Annotated in this window: 10 protein-coding genes; 4 read left to right on the top strand and 6 right to left on the bottom strand. The window is 46.7% G+C overall.

Annotated elements, in window-relative coordinates:
- The first annotated feature begins 132 nt into the window (after positions 1-132).
- Complete coding sequence (gene trxB / locus BUB16_RS08335; protein ID WP_139240240.1) at positions 133-1104, top strand: thioredoxin-disulfide reductase; 972 nt, start codon at positions 133-135, stop codon at positions 1102-1104.
- A 147-nt stretch (positions 1105-1251) separates the two neighbouring features.
- Here the strand turns inward: trxB and BUB16_RS08330 are convergent, their stop codons facing one another.
- Positions 1252-1737: a DUF4342 domain-containing protein gene (locus BUB16_RS08330; RefSeq protein WP_073062149.1), complete on the bottom strand. Its 486-nt coding sequence runs from the start codon at positions 1735-1737 to the stop codon at positions 1252-1254.
- A gap of 96 nt (positions 1738-1833) precedes the next feature.
- Between BUB16_RS08330 and BUB16_RS08325 the strand changes: the two genes are divergently transcribed.
- The 3 genes from BUB16_RS08325 (at position 1834) to BUB16_RS08315 (ending at position 5924) form a co-directional block, all read left to right on the top strand.
- On the top strand, positions 1834-3375 hold the full coding sequence (locus BUB16_RS08325; RefSeq protein WP_073062146.1) for a YifB family Mg chelatase-like AAA ATPase: 1542 nt from the start codon (positions 1834-1836) through the stop codon (positions 3373-3375).
- Between the two features lie 394 nt (positions 3376-3769).
- Positions 3770-4645 (top strand): alpha/beta hydrolase family protein, encoded by an 876-nt coding sequence (locus BUB16_RS08320; RefSeq protein WP_073062143.1) that lies wholly within the window; start codon positions 3770-3772, stop codon positions 4643-4645.
- Positions 4646-4763: 118 nt separating this feature from the next.
- Positions 4764-5924, top strand: coding sequence for a tetratricopeptide repeat protein (locus tag BUB16_RS08315; protein ID WP_139240239.1), 1161 nt, complete (start codon positions 4764-4766; stop codon positions 5922-5924).
- A gap of 9 nt (positions 5925-5933) precedes the next feature.
- Here the strand turns inward: BUB16_RS08315 and BUB16_RS08310 are convergent, their stop codons facing one another.
- From BUB16_RS08310 to BUB16_RS08290, 5 genes are all read right to left on the bottom strand, one after another.
- Positions 5934-6623, bottom strand: coding sequence for a DUF4412 domain-containing protein (locus BUB16_RS08310; protein ID WP_073062137.1), 690 nt, complete (start codon positions 6621-6623; stop codon positions 5934-5936).
- A gap of 198 nt (positions 6624-6821) precedes the next feature.
- Positions 6822-8297 carry a SusD/RagB family nutrient-binding outer membrane lipoprotein gene (locus tag BUB16_RS08305; RefSeq protein WP_073062132.1) on the bottom strand — a complete coding sequence of 492 codons (1476 nt, stop codon included), beginning with the start codon at positions 8295-8297 and terminating at the stop codon, positions 6822-6824.
- A 25-nt stretch (positions 8298-8322) separates the two neighbouring features.
- Entirely contained in the window at positions 8323-11487 is a 3165-nt protein-coding gene (locus tag BUB16_RS08300; RefSeq protein ID WP_084088138.1) for a SusC/RagA family TonB-linked outer membrane protein, read from the bottom strand.
- A 369-nt stretch (positions 11488-11856) separates the two neighbouring features.
- On the bottom strand, positions 11857-13293 hold the full coding sequence (locus tag BUB16_RS08295; protein WP_073062126.1) for a SusD/RagB family nutrient-binding outer membrane lipoprotein: 1437 nt from the start codon (positions 13291-13293) through the stop codon (positions 11857-11859).
- 11 nt (positions 13294-13304) lie between these two features.
- A complete protein-coding gene (locus BUB16_RS08290) occupies positions 13305-16622 on the bottom strand; it encodes a SusC/RagA family TonB-linked outer membrane protein (protein WP_073062124.1) in 3318 nt (1105 codons plus the stop codon).
- Positions 16623-16947: the final 325 nt, after the last annotated feature.

Genomic DNA, 16947 nt, shown 5'->3' with positions numbered 1-16947 from the left:
CGGTTTGGCGGGACTCAACAGGTAATATCCATCAATGCATTCTATGAGTCCCATAGGAAATACCAACTCAATATTTTGCACTTTTTTTTGTACCTTAAGATGAAATCAAATAAGGTAAACGGTTTAAAGATAATGGAAGATATCGCAGGTAAAACATTTGACGTCGTCATCGTGGGAAGTGGACCGGCCGGGCTGACCGCCGCGCTATATGCCGCACGAGCCGACCTGAACCCGCTGGTCTTTGAAGGTCCGGAGCCCGGGGGACAGCTTATGCAGACGACGGATGTGGAGAACTATCCCGGCTACCCCGAGGGGGTGTTAGGGCCGAAAATGATGCAGGATTTCCGCAAACAAGCCCAGCGATTTGGCGCTGACTGCCGCTACGGGATGGTAACGGATATTGACTTTGAAGATCGTCCCTATACATTAACGGTGGACGAAGAAACGGAGCTTTTTGCCAAATCCATTATTGTCTCCACCGGGGCTTCCGCCAAGTGGCTGGGACTTGACAGCGAACAGCGCCTGCGGGGCAAGGGGGTTTCGGCCTGTGCAACCTGCGACGGGGCCTTTTTCCGCGACCAGCATGTCATTGTGGTGGGTGGGGGCGATACGGCCATGGAAGAAGCTACGTTCCTTACCAAGTTTGCCAGCAAGGTGACGGTATTGCACCGTCGCCAGGAGCTGCGTGCGTCAAAAGCCATGCAGAGCCGGGCGTTTAATGACGAAAAAATTGAATTTATGTGGGACACCGAGCTCAACGAAGTGCTGGGTGATGAAGTGGTTGAGGGCGTGGAAGTGATCAATAACAAGACCCGGGAGGTAACCACCCTGGATGATGTGACCGGCGTGTTTATCGCGATCGGGCACAAGCCCAATACCGATCTGTTCAAAGAAGTGCTCACGACCGATGAGGTCGGCTATATTAAAACCAAGGGGGAATCTACGGCTACGGACCTCGAAGGAATTTTTGCCTCCGGCGATGCCATGGATCCCGTCTACCGCCAGGCCGTAACCGCCGCGGGAACCGGCTGCCGCGCCGCCCTGGATGCCGAACGCTTTTTAGCTGAAGAAGAGGTCAGGGAAAAAGTGGCCGTCGGAGGGTAGCGGCTACTGAATATGTTGGTGACACATTCTAAGTCCGGAGCCTTCTATTACGTTGGACGGGTACATATATATATCGTAATGCGCAGGGGCTGATGCGACATATGTGACAGGCTTCGAGCTAAAGCGATTCTTCTGTTTTTTGCTCACTCACTGCTCTTCAGACTTTCCCACGGTTTTTTCAGCTTCTTGCTTTTCATTTTCTTCGCCGGGCGTCGGGGCCGCAGCTTCCGCTTCTTGCCCCCCTCCCGCTTCCGTTTCGTCCGCCGGTTCCGCCTCTTCATCATCTCCTTCCTCATTCTCATCCCGGACCTCAATGATTTCCGCTTCCACCTCGTATTCATCACCCCCACCGTTTTCTTCTTCGGGATAGCGTTCTACAATAATCTTGACATCATTCATAAACAGGGCAAACATGCTGATAGCAGATACGATGGGAGCTATAACCGTAAGGACAGCCGTTCCCGCCAGGCCCACCGTCAATTGGGACTGAAACAAGACCTTCCCGTTTTTATCCTCGATCATGATCCGGCGGGCATTCCCTTCTTTTACCAGCTTTTTAACCTGGCTTATAATTTCTGAGACGGTGCCCTTGATTTCTTCCGTAAACGTGTGTGTCGATTTTGAGGTCTTCATGATAAAACACCCATTTAATTTTTTTGTAAGGATTGTGCTCCTGTAGGATCTTACTACGTAAAAGAAACTCAAAAGATTCAGTTCAGGAGTATTAAAATGCTATCAAGAGTCTACTGCGCATCAACCATCGGAGTCGACGCCCGCCTTATCGAAGTCGAAGTAAACAGAACGAGCGGCATGCCCAAATATTTCCTGGTAGGATTGCCGGACCGTGCGGTCAGTGAATCCAGCGACCGGATTGAAGCGGCCCTCAGCAACTCCGGCGCCTCATTTCCCGACGGACGTATTACCGTGAACCTGGCGCCGGCCGACCTTCCCAAAGAAGGCAGCGCCTTCGACCTGCCGATTGCTGTAGCGCTGCTTGATGTATCGGGACAAATAAAAACGGAGGGGTTGCATGAAACGCTGGTGCTGGGCGAGCTGGCCCTGGATGGAAAACTGCGTCCCGTCAAAGGCATCCTGCCGATGGCGGTACAGGCCCGCGAAAAAGGCCTGAAAAACATGGTCGTCCCCGCCTCAAACGGTCCCGAAGCAGCTGTCGTCGATGGGATCAACGTCTATGCCTTCGGACACCTGGGCGAGGTCATGGAATGGCTGCGGGACAGAGAGAGCCATGACCCCCTGTCGGTGGAGGTCAGGCAGATGTTTCGGGAAAACGGACAGCAGCAAATCCTGGATTTCAGCGACGTTCGGGGACAGGAAAACGTAAAGCGGGCTTTGGAGGTGGGCGCGGCAGGGGGACACAATATCATTCTGGTGGGGCCGCCGGGTTCCGGCAAGACCATGATGGCGCGGCGCCTGCCCGACATTCTGCCCCCGCTCACCCTTGATGAAGCCCTGGAAACGACCAAAATTCATTCCGTGGCCGGACTGCTGCCCAGCGGCAAGGCGCTCGTGACCTCCCGGCCATTCCGGTCCCCGCACCATACCGTATCAGATGTGGCCCTGGTGGGCGGAGGCAGCATTCCCAGGCCCGGGGAGATATCGATGGCTCACAACGGCATTCTCTTTTTGGATGAACTGCCCGAATTCAAGCGGAGTGCCCTCGAAGTGATGCGCCAGCCGCTGGAAGACGGCTCGGTCAGTATTTCCAGGTCCCGGATGAGCGTAAGCTACCCCAGCCGGATCATGCTGGTCGCTTCAATGAATCCCTCGCCCACCGGCGACTGGTACGATCCGGCCGATCCCGCGGGAGCCTCTCCCGCTCAAATGCAGCGCTACCTCAGTAGAATAAGCGGTCCCCTTCTCGATCGCATTGACCTGCATATTGAAGTACAGAAGGTGAGCTATGATGAGCTATCCAGCAAATCCAAAGGAGAGCCTTCCGCCCGCATCCGCAAGCGCGTGGTGGGAGCCCGGGAAGTTCAAACCCAGCGGTTTAGGGGAATCAACGGCGTCTACTGCAATGCCCAGATGAACACCAAGATGTCGCGCAAAATATGCCTGCTGGATGAGGCCGGTGCCAGCATGCTCAAAAAGGCGATCACTTCCCTGGGACTCTCGGCCCGGGCGTATGACCGCATCTTAAAGGTGTCGCGAACAATTGCTGATCTCGAGCGTTCGGAAGCCATTAAATCCAACCACGTTGCCGAGGCCATCCAGTACCGGAGCCTGGACCGTGAGAGCTGGCTGGCATGATTTGTTATCAGGCTGTGGATTCCTCAACTCTCAGCCGTAACTTCACATAAGTTCATAAGCTTCTGCTTCATGAATTCCTGCTTTAGGTAGTCCCCGAAGAGTCAGAAAAAGCAATTAAAAGCTATAACCGCAGGTACAACGAACTAAATGACCGTTGCTACTGCGCGGTTTATTTTATATTCTTGTTTGCAATGATATCAAAAAACTTGTCGTCCACATTCACCCGTTGAGGGTTTTGAAAACCAGGAATTTTGGTCAGGATCAACCCCTGAGTACATTCAAAACCGCAGCATAATAACCCGAATTAATCACCAGGAATTTGGTCGTAAACGAGGCGAAAAAAACAATTTTACAAAATCCTCACGTCAATACCATCATTCTATAATGTACAATTATGAAACAATCCGGCGCCATACCTTCAACCGAAAACCTGCCGATCTATTACGACCTCTATATCCCGGAGGATACAAATAAAAATCAACCCCTGCCCCTCATTCTGTTTCTGCACGGCTTCAAAGGGTTTAAAGACTGGGGCGCCTTCCCGGAGGCCTGTGCCAGCCTGAGCTCAGCCGGCTTTGCCGTGCTGGCGATGAACTTTTCGCTCAATGGAGTGGGCAAAAGCATGACCGAATTTGATCAGCTGGACCTGTTTGCCCGGGAAACCCTGAGCCAGGATCTGGACGACGTGGGAACCGTCATACAAGCCCTTGAAGATGAGGCGATCGATATCGATACTTCAGAACTCCCTTCCATAACCATTGACCCCTCCAGGATCGGGATGCTGGGGCATTCCCGCGGGGGACACACGGCCGTGGCGGCGGCCGCAGAATACCCGGAGGTACAGTGCCTGGTCACGTGGTCAGCCGTGGCAGACTACAACGCACGGTGGAGCGAAGGGATGATCGCGGACTGGCAGGAACGGGGGGTAACGGAAATTATAAACGGCCGTACCGGGCAGGTTATGCCGGTTAAAAAAATTGTTTACGAGGATGCGCTGGCGAACGCTGATCGCTTAATGGCGGTTAAACGCGTACAGGAGCTCAACCTGCCTGCCCTGTTCATTCATTCCAAAGGGGATGAAGCCGTACCCTACAGCGATGCCGAAAAACTTTTTAATCACTGTCCCTCCGGCCACAAGGAACTGAAACTGATGCCTGATTCGGGACATACGTTTGACACCTCCCATCCCTTTGAGGAAGAAGCGTTCCCGGACACTTTCCAGCGGGTTTTAACCCATACCCGGCAGTGGTTCCAAAATCACCTGCAATAAGGCTATCCATCAATGAGTTATTACAGGGTAGATCCTGACCTGGCGATCTCCTGTATCTCTGCAGCTATGGAGGGAATATGGACGGGTATTGTATGCATTAATCATTAAAAATCTTCCTGTGAAGACTGTAAAACACTGCCTCCTTCTTTTTTTGATCCTGGTGACCACCATCCCCGCCGTCGCCCAGGTCCCGGAGCTGGTGAATGATGCCCGCTTCCGGTCTGATGCCCAGGCGGCCGTTGATTCCATTTATAATTTTAACTTCGAGGGCGCAGAAGAGGTCCTTTCTTCGTGGAAAGAGGACTATCCCGAACATCCCCTGTGGACGCTTATGGACGGTATGAAAGTATGGTGGGGGGTATTATCAGATCTGGAGGATACCTCCCGCGATGACGAGTTGATCACGGTCATGAAAAAAGCGAACTACCAGGCCGGCAAGCTCCTGCACCGGCAATCCTCTCATGCCGATGCGCTTATTATCCAGGCCATTGCCAACGGCTATATCGGCCGTCAGTATTCGAACCGGCAAGAGTGGATCAGCAGCCTGAATTACGCCCGCAAAGCTATGAATACCTATGAGTATTTGCTGGAGCTGCAGCCGGATATGGAAGACCTGAAGCTGGCAGAGGGATTGAAGCGCTACTATTCGGCCTATTTGCCCGAAGCCTATCCTGTGGTAAAAACGGTTTCCTGGTTTTTACCGGAGGGGGACAAGCAAAAGGGACTGCGGCTTATCCGGGAAGCTTCACAAAAAGCTACCTTTGCCCGGGCGGAGGCGCTTTATTTTTTGGGAAATATCAACTACAATTACGAAAAAGATTATGCGGCGGCCATTCCCTATTTTGAACAGCTGACAACCCGATATCCCCGCAACAACTACTACGCGCGTATTCTCACGAAGAGTTATTACCAGCGGCGCCGCTACAACAGAGCACTTCGGTTTATTGACAAAACCCTTGAACGATGGAAGGATCATCAGCTGCCTCACGGCAAGGTGCTGCGGGAAGAGCTGCTTACCTGGAAGGGGCGCATTCTGGAACAAAAGAACCGTACGGATGAGGCCCTGCAGCAGTACCGGCAGGCCTTTGAGCTGGGAGAAGAACTCCCAAATACCTCTCACCGCTCTTTCTGGGTCGTTTCGGGATACCTGTCCGGCAAACTACTGGCCGAGCAGCAGCATTTTGAAGAAGCAATATACTATCTCAAGCAGGTTGCGGAAGCAGATACGGCACCGGATTACCGCCAAAAGGCTCGTGAACTGATCTCAAAAATTGATTGATCAATAGTTTTAATTATTCCGCTGCTTCATCATCTGTTGCATCATGCTGCTCATATCCCTGTAGCCGTCGGGCACTTCAAAAAGCGAATCCGAAAGCGACTTCTGCTCGATCTTGTTGGCCTTCATCTGAACGGTTGTGCTGCCGTCAGCCGATTCCTCCACCACTTCCAGCGGCATATACCCATCCGCTATAATTTCTTTGGCCCACGCGGGCGCATTTTGCCGGGCCATCGGATTGCCCGGCGACATAAACGTACCGAGTCCCTCCGCCATACACATGCTCAGCTGTTCGCTGCCGTTTGTAACCTGCCATATTTCACAGCTATAGCCCGCAACTGTTTTAGACTGACCGGTCCGGGTCATTTCAGAATCATCCCACTTGCTATCATGATTTTCATTATCCGTCCATTTCTCCATGTCCACATTCATGTAGCTTTTCATATTGTCCATGACAAACAGCATTTTTGATTCCGCCGGAAGAAATATCATCGCCCCTTTGGACTGCCCCTCTCCGAACTGCATGCGTACCTTGTCGCCTTTAATCATGTAGGGAATATCACCAATCCCGTTTTGTGAAGCCCCCTCAAATTCGTAATGGATGACTCCCTCAAAATTCTGCCCGTGACTCTGCAGGTTGAGGCCTGCGATCATACATAATCCTGCAAGAATGGAATAGAATACTTTTCTTTGATTCATCATATCAATTAATATCTCTTTTTTTTATTTAAAGTCACTACCCGGTAATTCCTTAATGCTGAGGGGGGAGTACTTTTACTGTCTGGGCTGCTGCCTCTACTGGTAGTATACGTATTATCTTTATAAAATAGATCAAAATAAAAAGCCCCTTCCGTTGCCGGAAGAGGCTTTAAAATGTAACATTAAAACCTGAAAACTCACTTAGTCAGTGTCCCACCAAATGTTCATTTCAAGGGCTGAATAATTGTTGGGGACTCCCGTCTCACTTACATTCTGCTGGTTGTTGTTATACTCAGACTGCGGATAAGGAAAACGTACTGGAATCCCGCCATTGGGGGTATAAGGAGTGTTACTGACAGGTTCAATCTCTGGATAATCCGTGCGTCTCCAATCATTGTAAACTTCATAGCTCAGAAAAGTAGCTATATACTTTTGAGTCATAATATCCTCCAGCGCATTACTGACTACCAGAGGAGGAAGCGATGCAATGTACAGATCCGCTTCAGTATCAGCGACACCGAGCTTATTCATTGAAGCTTGAACTGCTTCCTCATAGACCGGCTGGGCCGCAGCTGCACCCTGTGTAATCAACGTTGCCTCAGCCTCTATAAATTTGGCTTCAGCATAACTGAGCATATTCAACGGTGCATCAGGAGCACTGTAAAATTCACCGATAGATGATATGGTGTCCGTACCTGATCCCTGCTCGCCATTTTCGTGGCCTTCGTATTCCGGGTTCTCATCAGAAAAACCAGCCACCGGACCATCACTGTCTATAGCTCCTACAGGTCGCGCCTGGATGGGCAGTCTCGGATCATCCAGGGATTTTAGAAGATCCACATAGTTGGCACTCAACTGATCACGAGTATCCCATTTGCTATCAATGGCAAACTGATACCATGGATTTTCGGAGCCGGTTTCATCATAATACTGAAAATCGGCGTCGTCAGCATTACTTTCAAACCCATTTTGCAGGGCCGTCAATGCTGCCTGAGCCTGTTCATTGGCATCATAGCCGGATGCATTTGTCAAGTGCATATGAAGACGTGCCTTCAAGGTATAAGCCAGCTTTTCCCATTTATCCATATCTCCCCCATACAACAGGTCATCGGAAGACGGCGTTCTAATGCTTTCAGATCCAAAATCCTGAATTGCAGCGTCAAGCGTATCCAGCAACGCCGGATAAATCTCCTCCTGCGGGGTATAAGTCGGAGCCGGATCTGTTGCATTCAAGGCGGCTGAATAAGGTACACTACCAAAAAGATCCGTGAGGATGGAATAGTTCCAGGCCATGATCACCTTGGCAATACCAGAATAAGCATAATTATCTGATTCAGTAGCATCCTGATTTAACGTTTTGGCATTATTTAATACATCAATATAGGAAGCTCCCCAGAGATTATCAGGACCGGTTGATGTATAATCATAGTTATCTTCGGATGGCGGCTCTCCATTATAGGCCAGCTGCTGTACCCATAATAAACCTGTCCTCGCAGGTTCGTTTCCAACTACTTCATAGCTGAAATTTGCCAGAACAGCGGAAAGTTGCAGATCAGGCGGAACCTCATCCGGGGCCGTTGGGTCTTGGTTGACATCCAGGTAATCACTGCATGAGCCAACCAGTAAGCCAATAGTAAATAATAGAAATACACTGGTTAAAAGTTTAGAAAATTTCATAATAAATATGGCTATAGTTAAATTTTTAGAATGATACTTGCAAACTAACAGTATAATTGCGAGTACTCGGAGCAAGCATATGGTAAAAACCTTGAGCATTACCACTGCCATATAAACTACCCTCCGGATCGCCATAAGAAAAATCAGTATCAATCCACAAGTTACGCCCAACCCCTTTAATAGTAAGCGACCGGACTGGCAGTTTTGCTATAAGAGACTGCGGAAGCGTATATGCTAAACTGAGTTCTCTCAGCTTCAGATAACTACCGTCTTCTATAAAGTTTTCGAATGTAATGCCGTAAACACTTTGCCAGTACGTCCGGTCCCGGGTAATTTCAACATCGTTAGGGTTTCCTGAACTTACCAATTCACCATTGTCATTCACTTCGGCAAGGACACCATCATAAACATAGGTGGTATTACGCTGCTCCGTATTTTCGGACGAACCATAATAAGTAGCATAATATAGATCCATATTCAAAATATCTCCACCTTGCTGCCGGTCAAAAAGGGCGGATAAGGAAACCCCTTTATAGCGGAAGGTCGTCCTCAGATTTCCATTCCAGTCGGGTTGCACATTACCAATAGGACCGTCACTGCCAGCTCTTATTGGAAAGCCGCTTTCTGGATTGATGAGCAGTTTCCCGTTTTCAGATCGCTGGTACCGGCTGCCCCAGAGAACGCCATATCCATTTTTTTCCGGCTCTATCCGTATTTGCGGGCTGGTAAAACCACCCAGATAAATATTCTCAACACCCTCAGCTAACTTTACAACCTCAGTGGTGTTCTTGGAAAAATTAACATCGATATCCCATTGGAACTCGCTTGTTTGGATGGGCGATAATCCTAATGCAAGCTCTACACCGTAATTACGAATCTCTCCTGCATTACCTAGGTAGCTGTCGTATCCGGAGGCATTGGACATGGGAACAGGAAAGATCTGATTCTCGGTTGATCGATCATAATAAGAAATATCCACATTGGCTCTGTTTGCAAAAAATCTGAGATCAGCCCCAATTTCATACTCGGTCGTAATCTCCGGCTTCAATTCCGGGTTCCCAAGCTCAAAATCTAAGTTATATCCATTAATTCCCTGAAAAGGAAAGTTGATATTACCTCGTACTCCATCATCGGGATTCGCCTGAACATAATTGGTAGAAAGCGAATAGGGATCAGCATCACTACCGACCTGAGAAATAGAAGCACGGAGCTTAGCGAACGAGACAAAGCTATCGTCAAAGAAATCAACAGCATCGCTAAAGACAAACCCAAGGCTGGCTGATGGGTAAAAATATGAGTTATTATCATCTGGAAGAGTGGATGACCAGTCGTTGCGTGCCGTCAGGGTCAGATAGACATAATCCTGATAGTCAACGGTCGTCTGCCCGTAAAAGCTGTACAAGCGATACTCTTCTATCTCCTCATCACCGGTAACCGTATTTGCATTCGAAATATGAAAATAGTTTGGAATGTTTAAGTTGGTACCCTCTTGCAGGGTGTAGTCATAATTCCGGGTATTAATATTATTGCCTAACAGTAACTCAACGGAAAAATCCTGATTGAGATCTTGTTGCGCCGAGATCGTAAAATCTGAGTTAATCTGGGTACGGTTAATCTTTTGATCGTACATTCCGGACGTAACTCCGCGAGTGCCTATATTTTTACGGCCTTTTCGACTGTCGGTATAAGTGTCTATACCAATACGCTCCGAGATAGTCAACCACGGTAAGATGTCAACGGTAATTTCTGAGTTTGAAATAAATCGATCAACACTACTGTTATACGGATTATTTTCAGCCAGCCAGAACGGGTTATTATACGAAGAGGTATGCATACGTTGTGTCCCGTCCTGTCTCGTAGCAGGAGTTAAATCATAATTAATAGGCACGAAATTTAGCCCGTAAAGAAAATTCTGAGGACCGTTTCCTTCACTCATCCACTGGTTCCCAGTATTTATATAATTAACAGACGTTTGAACATTAAGCAACTCTCCAAGGTCTGATCCAAATTTACCCATCAAACTGGTACGCTCCAGATCGCTGCCGGGCACAATTCCACTTTGATCTGTTCTGTTTGCAGAAAAGAAGTAATTACTTTGTGAGGTTCCACCCGAAATATTTATGGAGTTATCGGTCTTCTGTGATGTTTCATAGAAGTCGGCCCTGGGATCATATGTTTGAATCTGGTCCACTCCCAGATCATTTAACACCTGGGTAGAAACAGAATCTTTATGAGGTCCCCATGCACGCCCTATTTGAGGCTCATCACTGGGAGAGCCAGGTTCCACGTAACCACCGTTATCCGAAGGCAGGCCATTATGATAATATCCATCAATACCTTGTAAATATTCATCATTGAAGCCATCAATAATAGCTGTTCCCCAGCCTACAGATGAATTGAAATCAATTCTTAGATCTTGATCTTTTTGACCGCTTTTGGTTGTAATAATAACTGCTCCATTTGCTGCACGTGATCCATAAAGGGCGGTAGCGCTTGCCCCTTTCAATACACTCACATTTTCAATAGTGCTGGGATCAATATCAAGTGCTCGATTTGAAGCTCCCCCTGAAAAAAGTATATTCTCTGTAGGATTTCCATCCGAAGCATTGCTCACGGGGATGCCATCTACAACAAATAGCGGCTGGTTATCTCCCAACATCGAAGAATTTCCCCGGATAGTGATGCGAGAAGACTTGCCAGGCTGTCCGCTTGAGCTGTTTATCTGCACACCGGCAATTTTACCGGCTAAAGCATTCACTATATTTGATTCGCGGGAATCAGTCACCGATTCTCCTGTTACCTCCTGTACAGAATAACCGATAGATCTCACTTCACGCTCAAAGCCCAACGCTGTTACAACCACTTCATCCAAGTCAATTGCTCCAGCCCGGAGTGTAACATTTACTTCAGCTGTTTCCCCCGACTCAATGGTTACCTGCTGATTATATTCTGCAAAACCTACAAATGTCACACGTAATGTATAGGTTCCGGCTTCAACACTACTGATCGTATAGTTACCTTCAGCATTCGTTGCCGTGCCTTGACCCGATTCTACCAAAAGCACGTTGGCCCCGGGTACCGATTCGCCGTTATTGTCAATAACCTGACCGGTAATACTTCCGGTCTGCGCAAAAGCCACCTGCGCAAAAAAGGCTATAAGACAAAACGTTGATAGTAACGTTCTAAACATAAATTACCTCATTCTTAGTTTATTTATATATTTTTCTGTGGATTAATGGAAAGGACAATAATATGAGTATTGTCAACATATATTATTCACTAAAACTGCTCTAAATTTACTGAAACCTTTCAAATTATCGATGCTTATGTACAATAAGCAATAATTGACATCGCTAAATTATTTTTAAAAAATGACAAATAAAAAATTTATATAAAAGAAACCACTACACAGAAGGTATCATAAGCCTAAGAGTGGAAGAGGCAGCTAAAAAGGCACGCGAGTCATCTTTGGATTCTTTATATCAATATAAAAGCCCCTTCTGTCGCCGGAAGGGGCTTTTTACTTTTATGTATATAAGGATGGGAATGCTAATTATTCTTATTCAACATCCCAGAAGAGCTGTGTCCCCAATTGATCTCCTCCAATTGCAGATGAAGCTTCCTCCCAGTTACTTTCATTAAGATTTTGCTCATCCACAGGATAGGTAAATCGCGTAGGAATATCATCCTCTGTGATAGGCACATTGGGATCAGCTACCCCATTCAAGGTTGGTGCATCTAATCGTCTCCACTCAGTCCAGCCCTGAAGACCCTGCAAATAGAGCGCTAACCACTTTTGCAGTCCGATCTGTTCCCTGTAATCACCCGTGGGATCATAGATTACATTCGGTTGAGTCAAATAACTGGTTATGTCTGCGTCCGATACCCCCCAATACTCCATGTCTGCCCTGATGGCATTATTGTAATGGGTAGTTACGGTACCACTCACATTCCAGCCCCGGGCAATTGCCTCAGCCCGGATAAACTCAACTTCTGGATATTCAAGGATCATACCCTCAAAGTCGGGCTCTAAAACCATCTGACCAAAGTGCGAGAAATTCGCATAGGTATTATTTAATCCATAAATACCACCTTTATATTCTCCCTGATATTCAGTAAAAAGAATGGGACGACGTGGATCTTCCAAATTATTCATATGATCCACAAGGGTATTAGCAGGCAAAAAATCATCCCGGTTACTTTGTATCTCAGCCTCCCATATTGGATTGGTGTGTGGTGGAGCTGAGACGAAAGGGATAACCGCGTTATCCGCATTTGATGTAAAGGCATTAGGTGACGCTTCTTCAACCGCTGCCTGAGCGACATCGGGATGAGAATCTGCAATGGTAATCCCCATTCTCATTTTAAGAGAATTTGCAAATTTTACCCACTGGCCAACATCACCATTATAGAATATATCTGCTTCCCCAAATCCATCAGCAGATGGATTAAGATTGCCAATCGCAGTATCGAGGCTGTCCATAAGGCTCATATAGACCATTTCCGCATCATCATAAACCGGTTGGGGATTATCTGCATTTAGTGCTTCCGTATACGGAATATTCCCAAAAATATTGATGAGCTCGTAGTAGGTTAACGTTTCCAAAATTTCAATCTGAGCCAGCTGATTTTGTTTCACATCAGTATTTAGGAGCTCGTCTTCCTCAATCAGTTGTGCAGAACTTTCCAAATCGTTAAGAACATCTCGGTAAAGTTCGCTCCAAAGATTGGATGGGATTGAACGGGTCGTAAGCTCAAACTGAGATTCATCAGTGTACGTTGATGATGCCCAGTATTGGGATATCAATTTAAATATATTCAGATTAACATCGGCACTATTAAGGTATGTCCCCAAACTTACTTGGGCATTTGTAAACAGTGTTTCTCCCGGTACTTCAGACGCACCCTTCGGATCTTCATTTAAATTCGTAAGTTCATCCGTGCACGAACTGAGTACCAGTACTAAGGCAAAAATCGGTAATATTAGTTTTTTCATAGTATTCAACTCTAAAACTGCAGTTTTAAATTAAAAGTCATGTTTCGAGTGGACGGATGGGCTGCTCCCTGATAGCCTTGCACATTGCCAGCAGCTATGCCCTGTTCCGGATCCGCATGAGGCAGATTCTTATGGATTATCCATAAGTTGCGCCCAATAGCAGACAGGGAAGCTCCGCGAATAACACCGATTTTGTCAACCAAATTTTGCGGCAGGCTGTATGAAAGCCCAATCTCTCGAAGCTTGACATAACTCCCGTCGTAAATAAAGTTCGCTGCTGGATTAGTAACATATCCATAGGCTCCCAGGATACTGCCGGCTTCTGCCCTTACATCATTTTCCGATCCGTCTGGAAGAACTCCCTCCAGAATGACACCACCACCGTCTGCAACAGGATCTCGTTTGGGATTACCCAAGTCATTCAAACCTGCTGTAACTGGGTATTGACCTGTGGCCTGACCGTAGTATTGGTCGAGCGAGAAAATATCGCCGCCCCATTGGACATCAACTAAGAAATTGAGCGACCAATTTTTATAATTCAGCCGGTTCGAAACACCACCCGTCCAGTCCGGATTTGAATTGCCGATAATATTATTGGAAGTAGATGTCATTTGATAAAATCCAGTCTCCGGATTTATCAACCGGCGCCCCCCATATTCACTCCAGGAGTCATTGAGCTCACCATCACCGTTTCCGTCGATAGAACTAATAAAGTCTCCTCCGCGGATAGCGCCGTACGCTTGACCTATAGCTGCACTAATTGTTACATCCCCCTGCGGTGCACCAAGCTGATAGTTGTCGATGTCCGGAGCAAGTGATTTTACTTTATTAATATTCTTGTTCCAGTTTGCCGTTATAACCCAGGAAAAGTCTTGAGTAACAATTGGCCGACCCGTTGCCGTAACTTCCCAACCTCGATTTTCTACGTTACCAGCGTTAACATATTTGAATGCGTATCCAGTAGAACGCGATACCTCAGTTGCCAAAATCTGGTTGAGGGTATTTTGATCGTAGTAGTTTACATCGTAACTGAATCGATTGTTAAAGAGCTCCATTTGGAGACCTATTTCCCAGCTCTTCGTACGTTCGGGCTTCAGAGTAGGGTTATTTTTGGTATTTGGCAGGGTATATAATCCAGCAGAACCAAAATTCGAAGGACGATCATACGTATCCAAGATACTATGGGGAGGAGCTGTGTTACCAACTTCCGCCCAACTTCCCCTGAGCTTACCGAATGTCAACCAATCTGCTTCTATAAATTCACTAAAGTTTAATCCTGCCGAGACGGAAGGATAATAATATACATTTTCTCCCTCAGGCAGGCTGGAAGATTTATCTCTTCGGCCTGTAGCTTCAAGGTATGCCAGTTCATCATAGTTGATATTAAAACTGGCAAAATAACCGTTCACCCCTACTTGTTCATCAGTCTCTTCAGGATATAAAATTTGGTTGACCGAATTGTCCAATGAATAGAGACTTGGGACCACTAAACCGCCATTGGTTTCAGCTGTTATGCCCACCTTGTGGTTTCTGCGTATATTCATGCCCACGACGCCGTCGATGTTCACTTTTTCTGACAGCTGTTTGTCATAATTAGCCAGCAGATCGTAGTTATATTCGGCAAAAGATTGATTGCGTTGCCTGTAACCTTTCAGCTCCGGATCATCTCCGCCATGACCTACACTGGTTTTATTATTGCGTTCCTCAATTCGCTGCTGATAGCTATCGAGACTAACACGACCGGTGACGCCCAACCAATTAGAAATTTCATAATTGGCTTCCACGTAACCAAAATAACGATCACGCAAATCCGTTTGAAAGTTTTCATACCGCTGCCAGTAAACATTATTCCAGTAAATAGGTTGTTCACCCGCTTGACCTGAGGCCCAATTCCATGTTTCATTTGTTCGATTTCTAAAATAGGCCTGTCTTTGTTGAGCAATGTCAATATTGGTTGCCCACCATTGTCGGAACATACTAAGGGTAGTACTGTATCCTGTTGCCGGTCGGGCACGTCCATCAGTTCTGGAATATTGGATTTTTCCAGAAACCTGTAGTCTGTCACTTACATCGTATCCTGCAGCAAAATTTAACTTGTTTTTATCAAGCTTGCTGTTGGGCATAATACCGGTTGTATTATTTTGGCTGTACCCCATGTTGTAATACCCGCCTTCAAAACCTCCGTTAATTTGGATACTATTAGAAAAATTAGTCCCCGTTTCAAAAAAGTCTTTCGGAGTATTTTTCGGGGCTACCCAAGGCGTAGGCTGGCCAAAATTGGGGCTTCCTTCAACAAAGGCATCCCATTGATAAACCTCCGTATTTGGGTCAAATCTTGGTCCGAAAGAAGAATCGTCAAAATAGTTACCTATTAATTCATCCTCACCATCTCCATTAATATCGGATTCGCCAAAGCCACTGAGTCCAAGTGACTCATAAATATACCCCTCAGCGCCATAATAACCGGCACCATATTCCATCTGATGATCTACAAAAGTACTGGGATCCATACGGCTGACTTCTACACCGGTATTGAAGGTTACCTCCACAGGACGCCTGCCTTTATTCCCGGCCTTTGTTTGTATAACTATGGCTCCGTTAGCCGCCCGTGATCCATAAAGTGCAGCGGCAGCGGGTCCTTTCATAACGTTTACAGACTCTATGTTATCCGGGTTGATGTCAACACCGGTATTGCCATAGTCATAACCGGCAAAACCTTCTTCAACATCATCTGTATTGAATTCTTCATTCGCATAAGGCACGCCGTCAACAACAAAAAGAACCTGATTATTTCCGGAAATAGACTTATAGCCTCGCATAACGATATTGGTAGAACCACCCATACCATTATTATTGCTAATCTTTAGTCCGGCGACACGTCCACTCAAGGAAGTGATAAAATTACTTGTACGACTTTCAGAAATCGTCTCACCACTTACCTGCTGTGCAGAGTAGGGGAGTTCATTTAAATTCTGTTCAATGCCGTAAGCAGTAACAATAACATCATCCAGCTCTTGAAGTTCGGAAGTGAGAGCAAAGTCTAAAGTTACAGTTCCCTGATCAACAGTGATCTCTTGTTCAACGGTTGCATACCCGACATAAGTGACGCGAATGGTATATGTACCGTATTCGATGTCTTCGATTGTATATTCACCTTGAGCATTGGTCGCAGTTCCCCGGTCAAGCTCGGGAAGAAAAACATTTACACCAGGTAAAGTTTCCCCTGAACTGGCATCCGTAACGGTCCCACTCAAACTGCCGGTCTGCGCAAAAGCCGTGCCGGCAGAAATGAGACATACGATAACCGCATATAGTAACTTTCTAAACATAAATTACCTCATTATTTGTTAACAATTTAATTGACTGAACTACAAAAGGAAGTATAATATAACATAGCCCTGATATATTACGTGATGGTCCCCTTTTCGAAAGTTCATCTGTGCCCGCAATGGGCAAATAATGGGCTTGTTTATAATAAAAGCCCATTAACACCGTTAAGTTAGTCTATATAAGCTAAAATTGAAAGTTTTTTTACATACAAGGGTATTCAGTCTTAACCTGACAGCTCAGAAGAGAACTAAAAAACACCTTTTTCACCGAAAGTGATAGGGGATTTGTCTTCATTCTTGACGGGAAAAACGGGTGCGAGCCCTA

Origin of the sequence: Fodinibius roseus, from assembly GCF_900129315.1 — a bacterium.
In the GTDB taxonomy this organism is placed as follows: domain Bacteria; phylum Bacteroidota; class Rhodothermia; order Balneolales; family Balneolaceae; genus Fodinibius; species Fodinibius roseus.
This window is presented reverse-complemented; position numbering and strand designations above follow the sequence as displayed.

Excerpts from the sequence above, each read along its gene's own strand:
- BUB16_RS08330 (WP_073062149.1), bottom strand. The coding sequence starts at position 1,737 with ATGAAGACCTCAAAATCGACACACACGTTTACGGAAGAAATCAAGGGC.
- BUB16_RS08325 (WP_073062146.1), top strand. The coding sequence starts at position 1,834 with ATGCTATCAAGAGTCTACTGCGCATCAACCATCGGAGTCGACGCCCGC.
- BUB16_RS08295 (WP_073062126.1), bottom strand. The coding sequence starts at position 13,293 with ATGAAAAAACTAATATTACCGATTTTTGCCTTAGTACTGGTACTCAGT.
- BUB16_RS08290 (WP_073062124.1), bottom strand. The coding sequence starts at position 16,622 with ATGTTTAGAAAGTTACTATATGCGGTTATCGTATGTCTCATTTCTGCC.
- BUB16_RS08305 (WP_073062132.1), bottom strand. The coding sequence starts at position 8,297 with ATGAAATTTTCTAAACTTTTAACCAGTGTATTTCTATTATTTACTATT.
- BUB16_RS08310 (WP_073062137.1), bottom strand. The coding sequence starts at position 6,623 with ATGATGAATCAAAGAAAAGTATTCTATTCCATTCTTGCAGGATTATGT.
- BUB16_RS08300 (WP_084088138.1), bottom strand. The coding sequence starts at position 11,487 with ATGTTTAGAACGTTACTATCAACGTTTTGTCTTATAGCCTTTTTTGCG.
- BUB16_RS08320 (WP_073062143.1), top strand. The coding sequence starts at position 3,770 with ATGAAACAATCCGGCGCCATACCTTCAACCGAAAACCTGCCGATCTAT.
- trxB (WP_139240240.1), top strand. The coding sequence starts at position 133 with ATGGAAGATATCGCAGGTAAAACATTTGACGTCGTCATCGTGGGAAGT.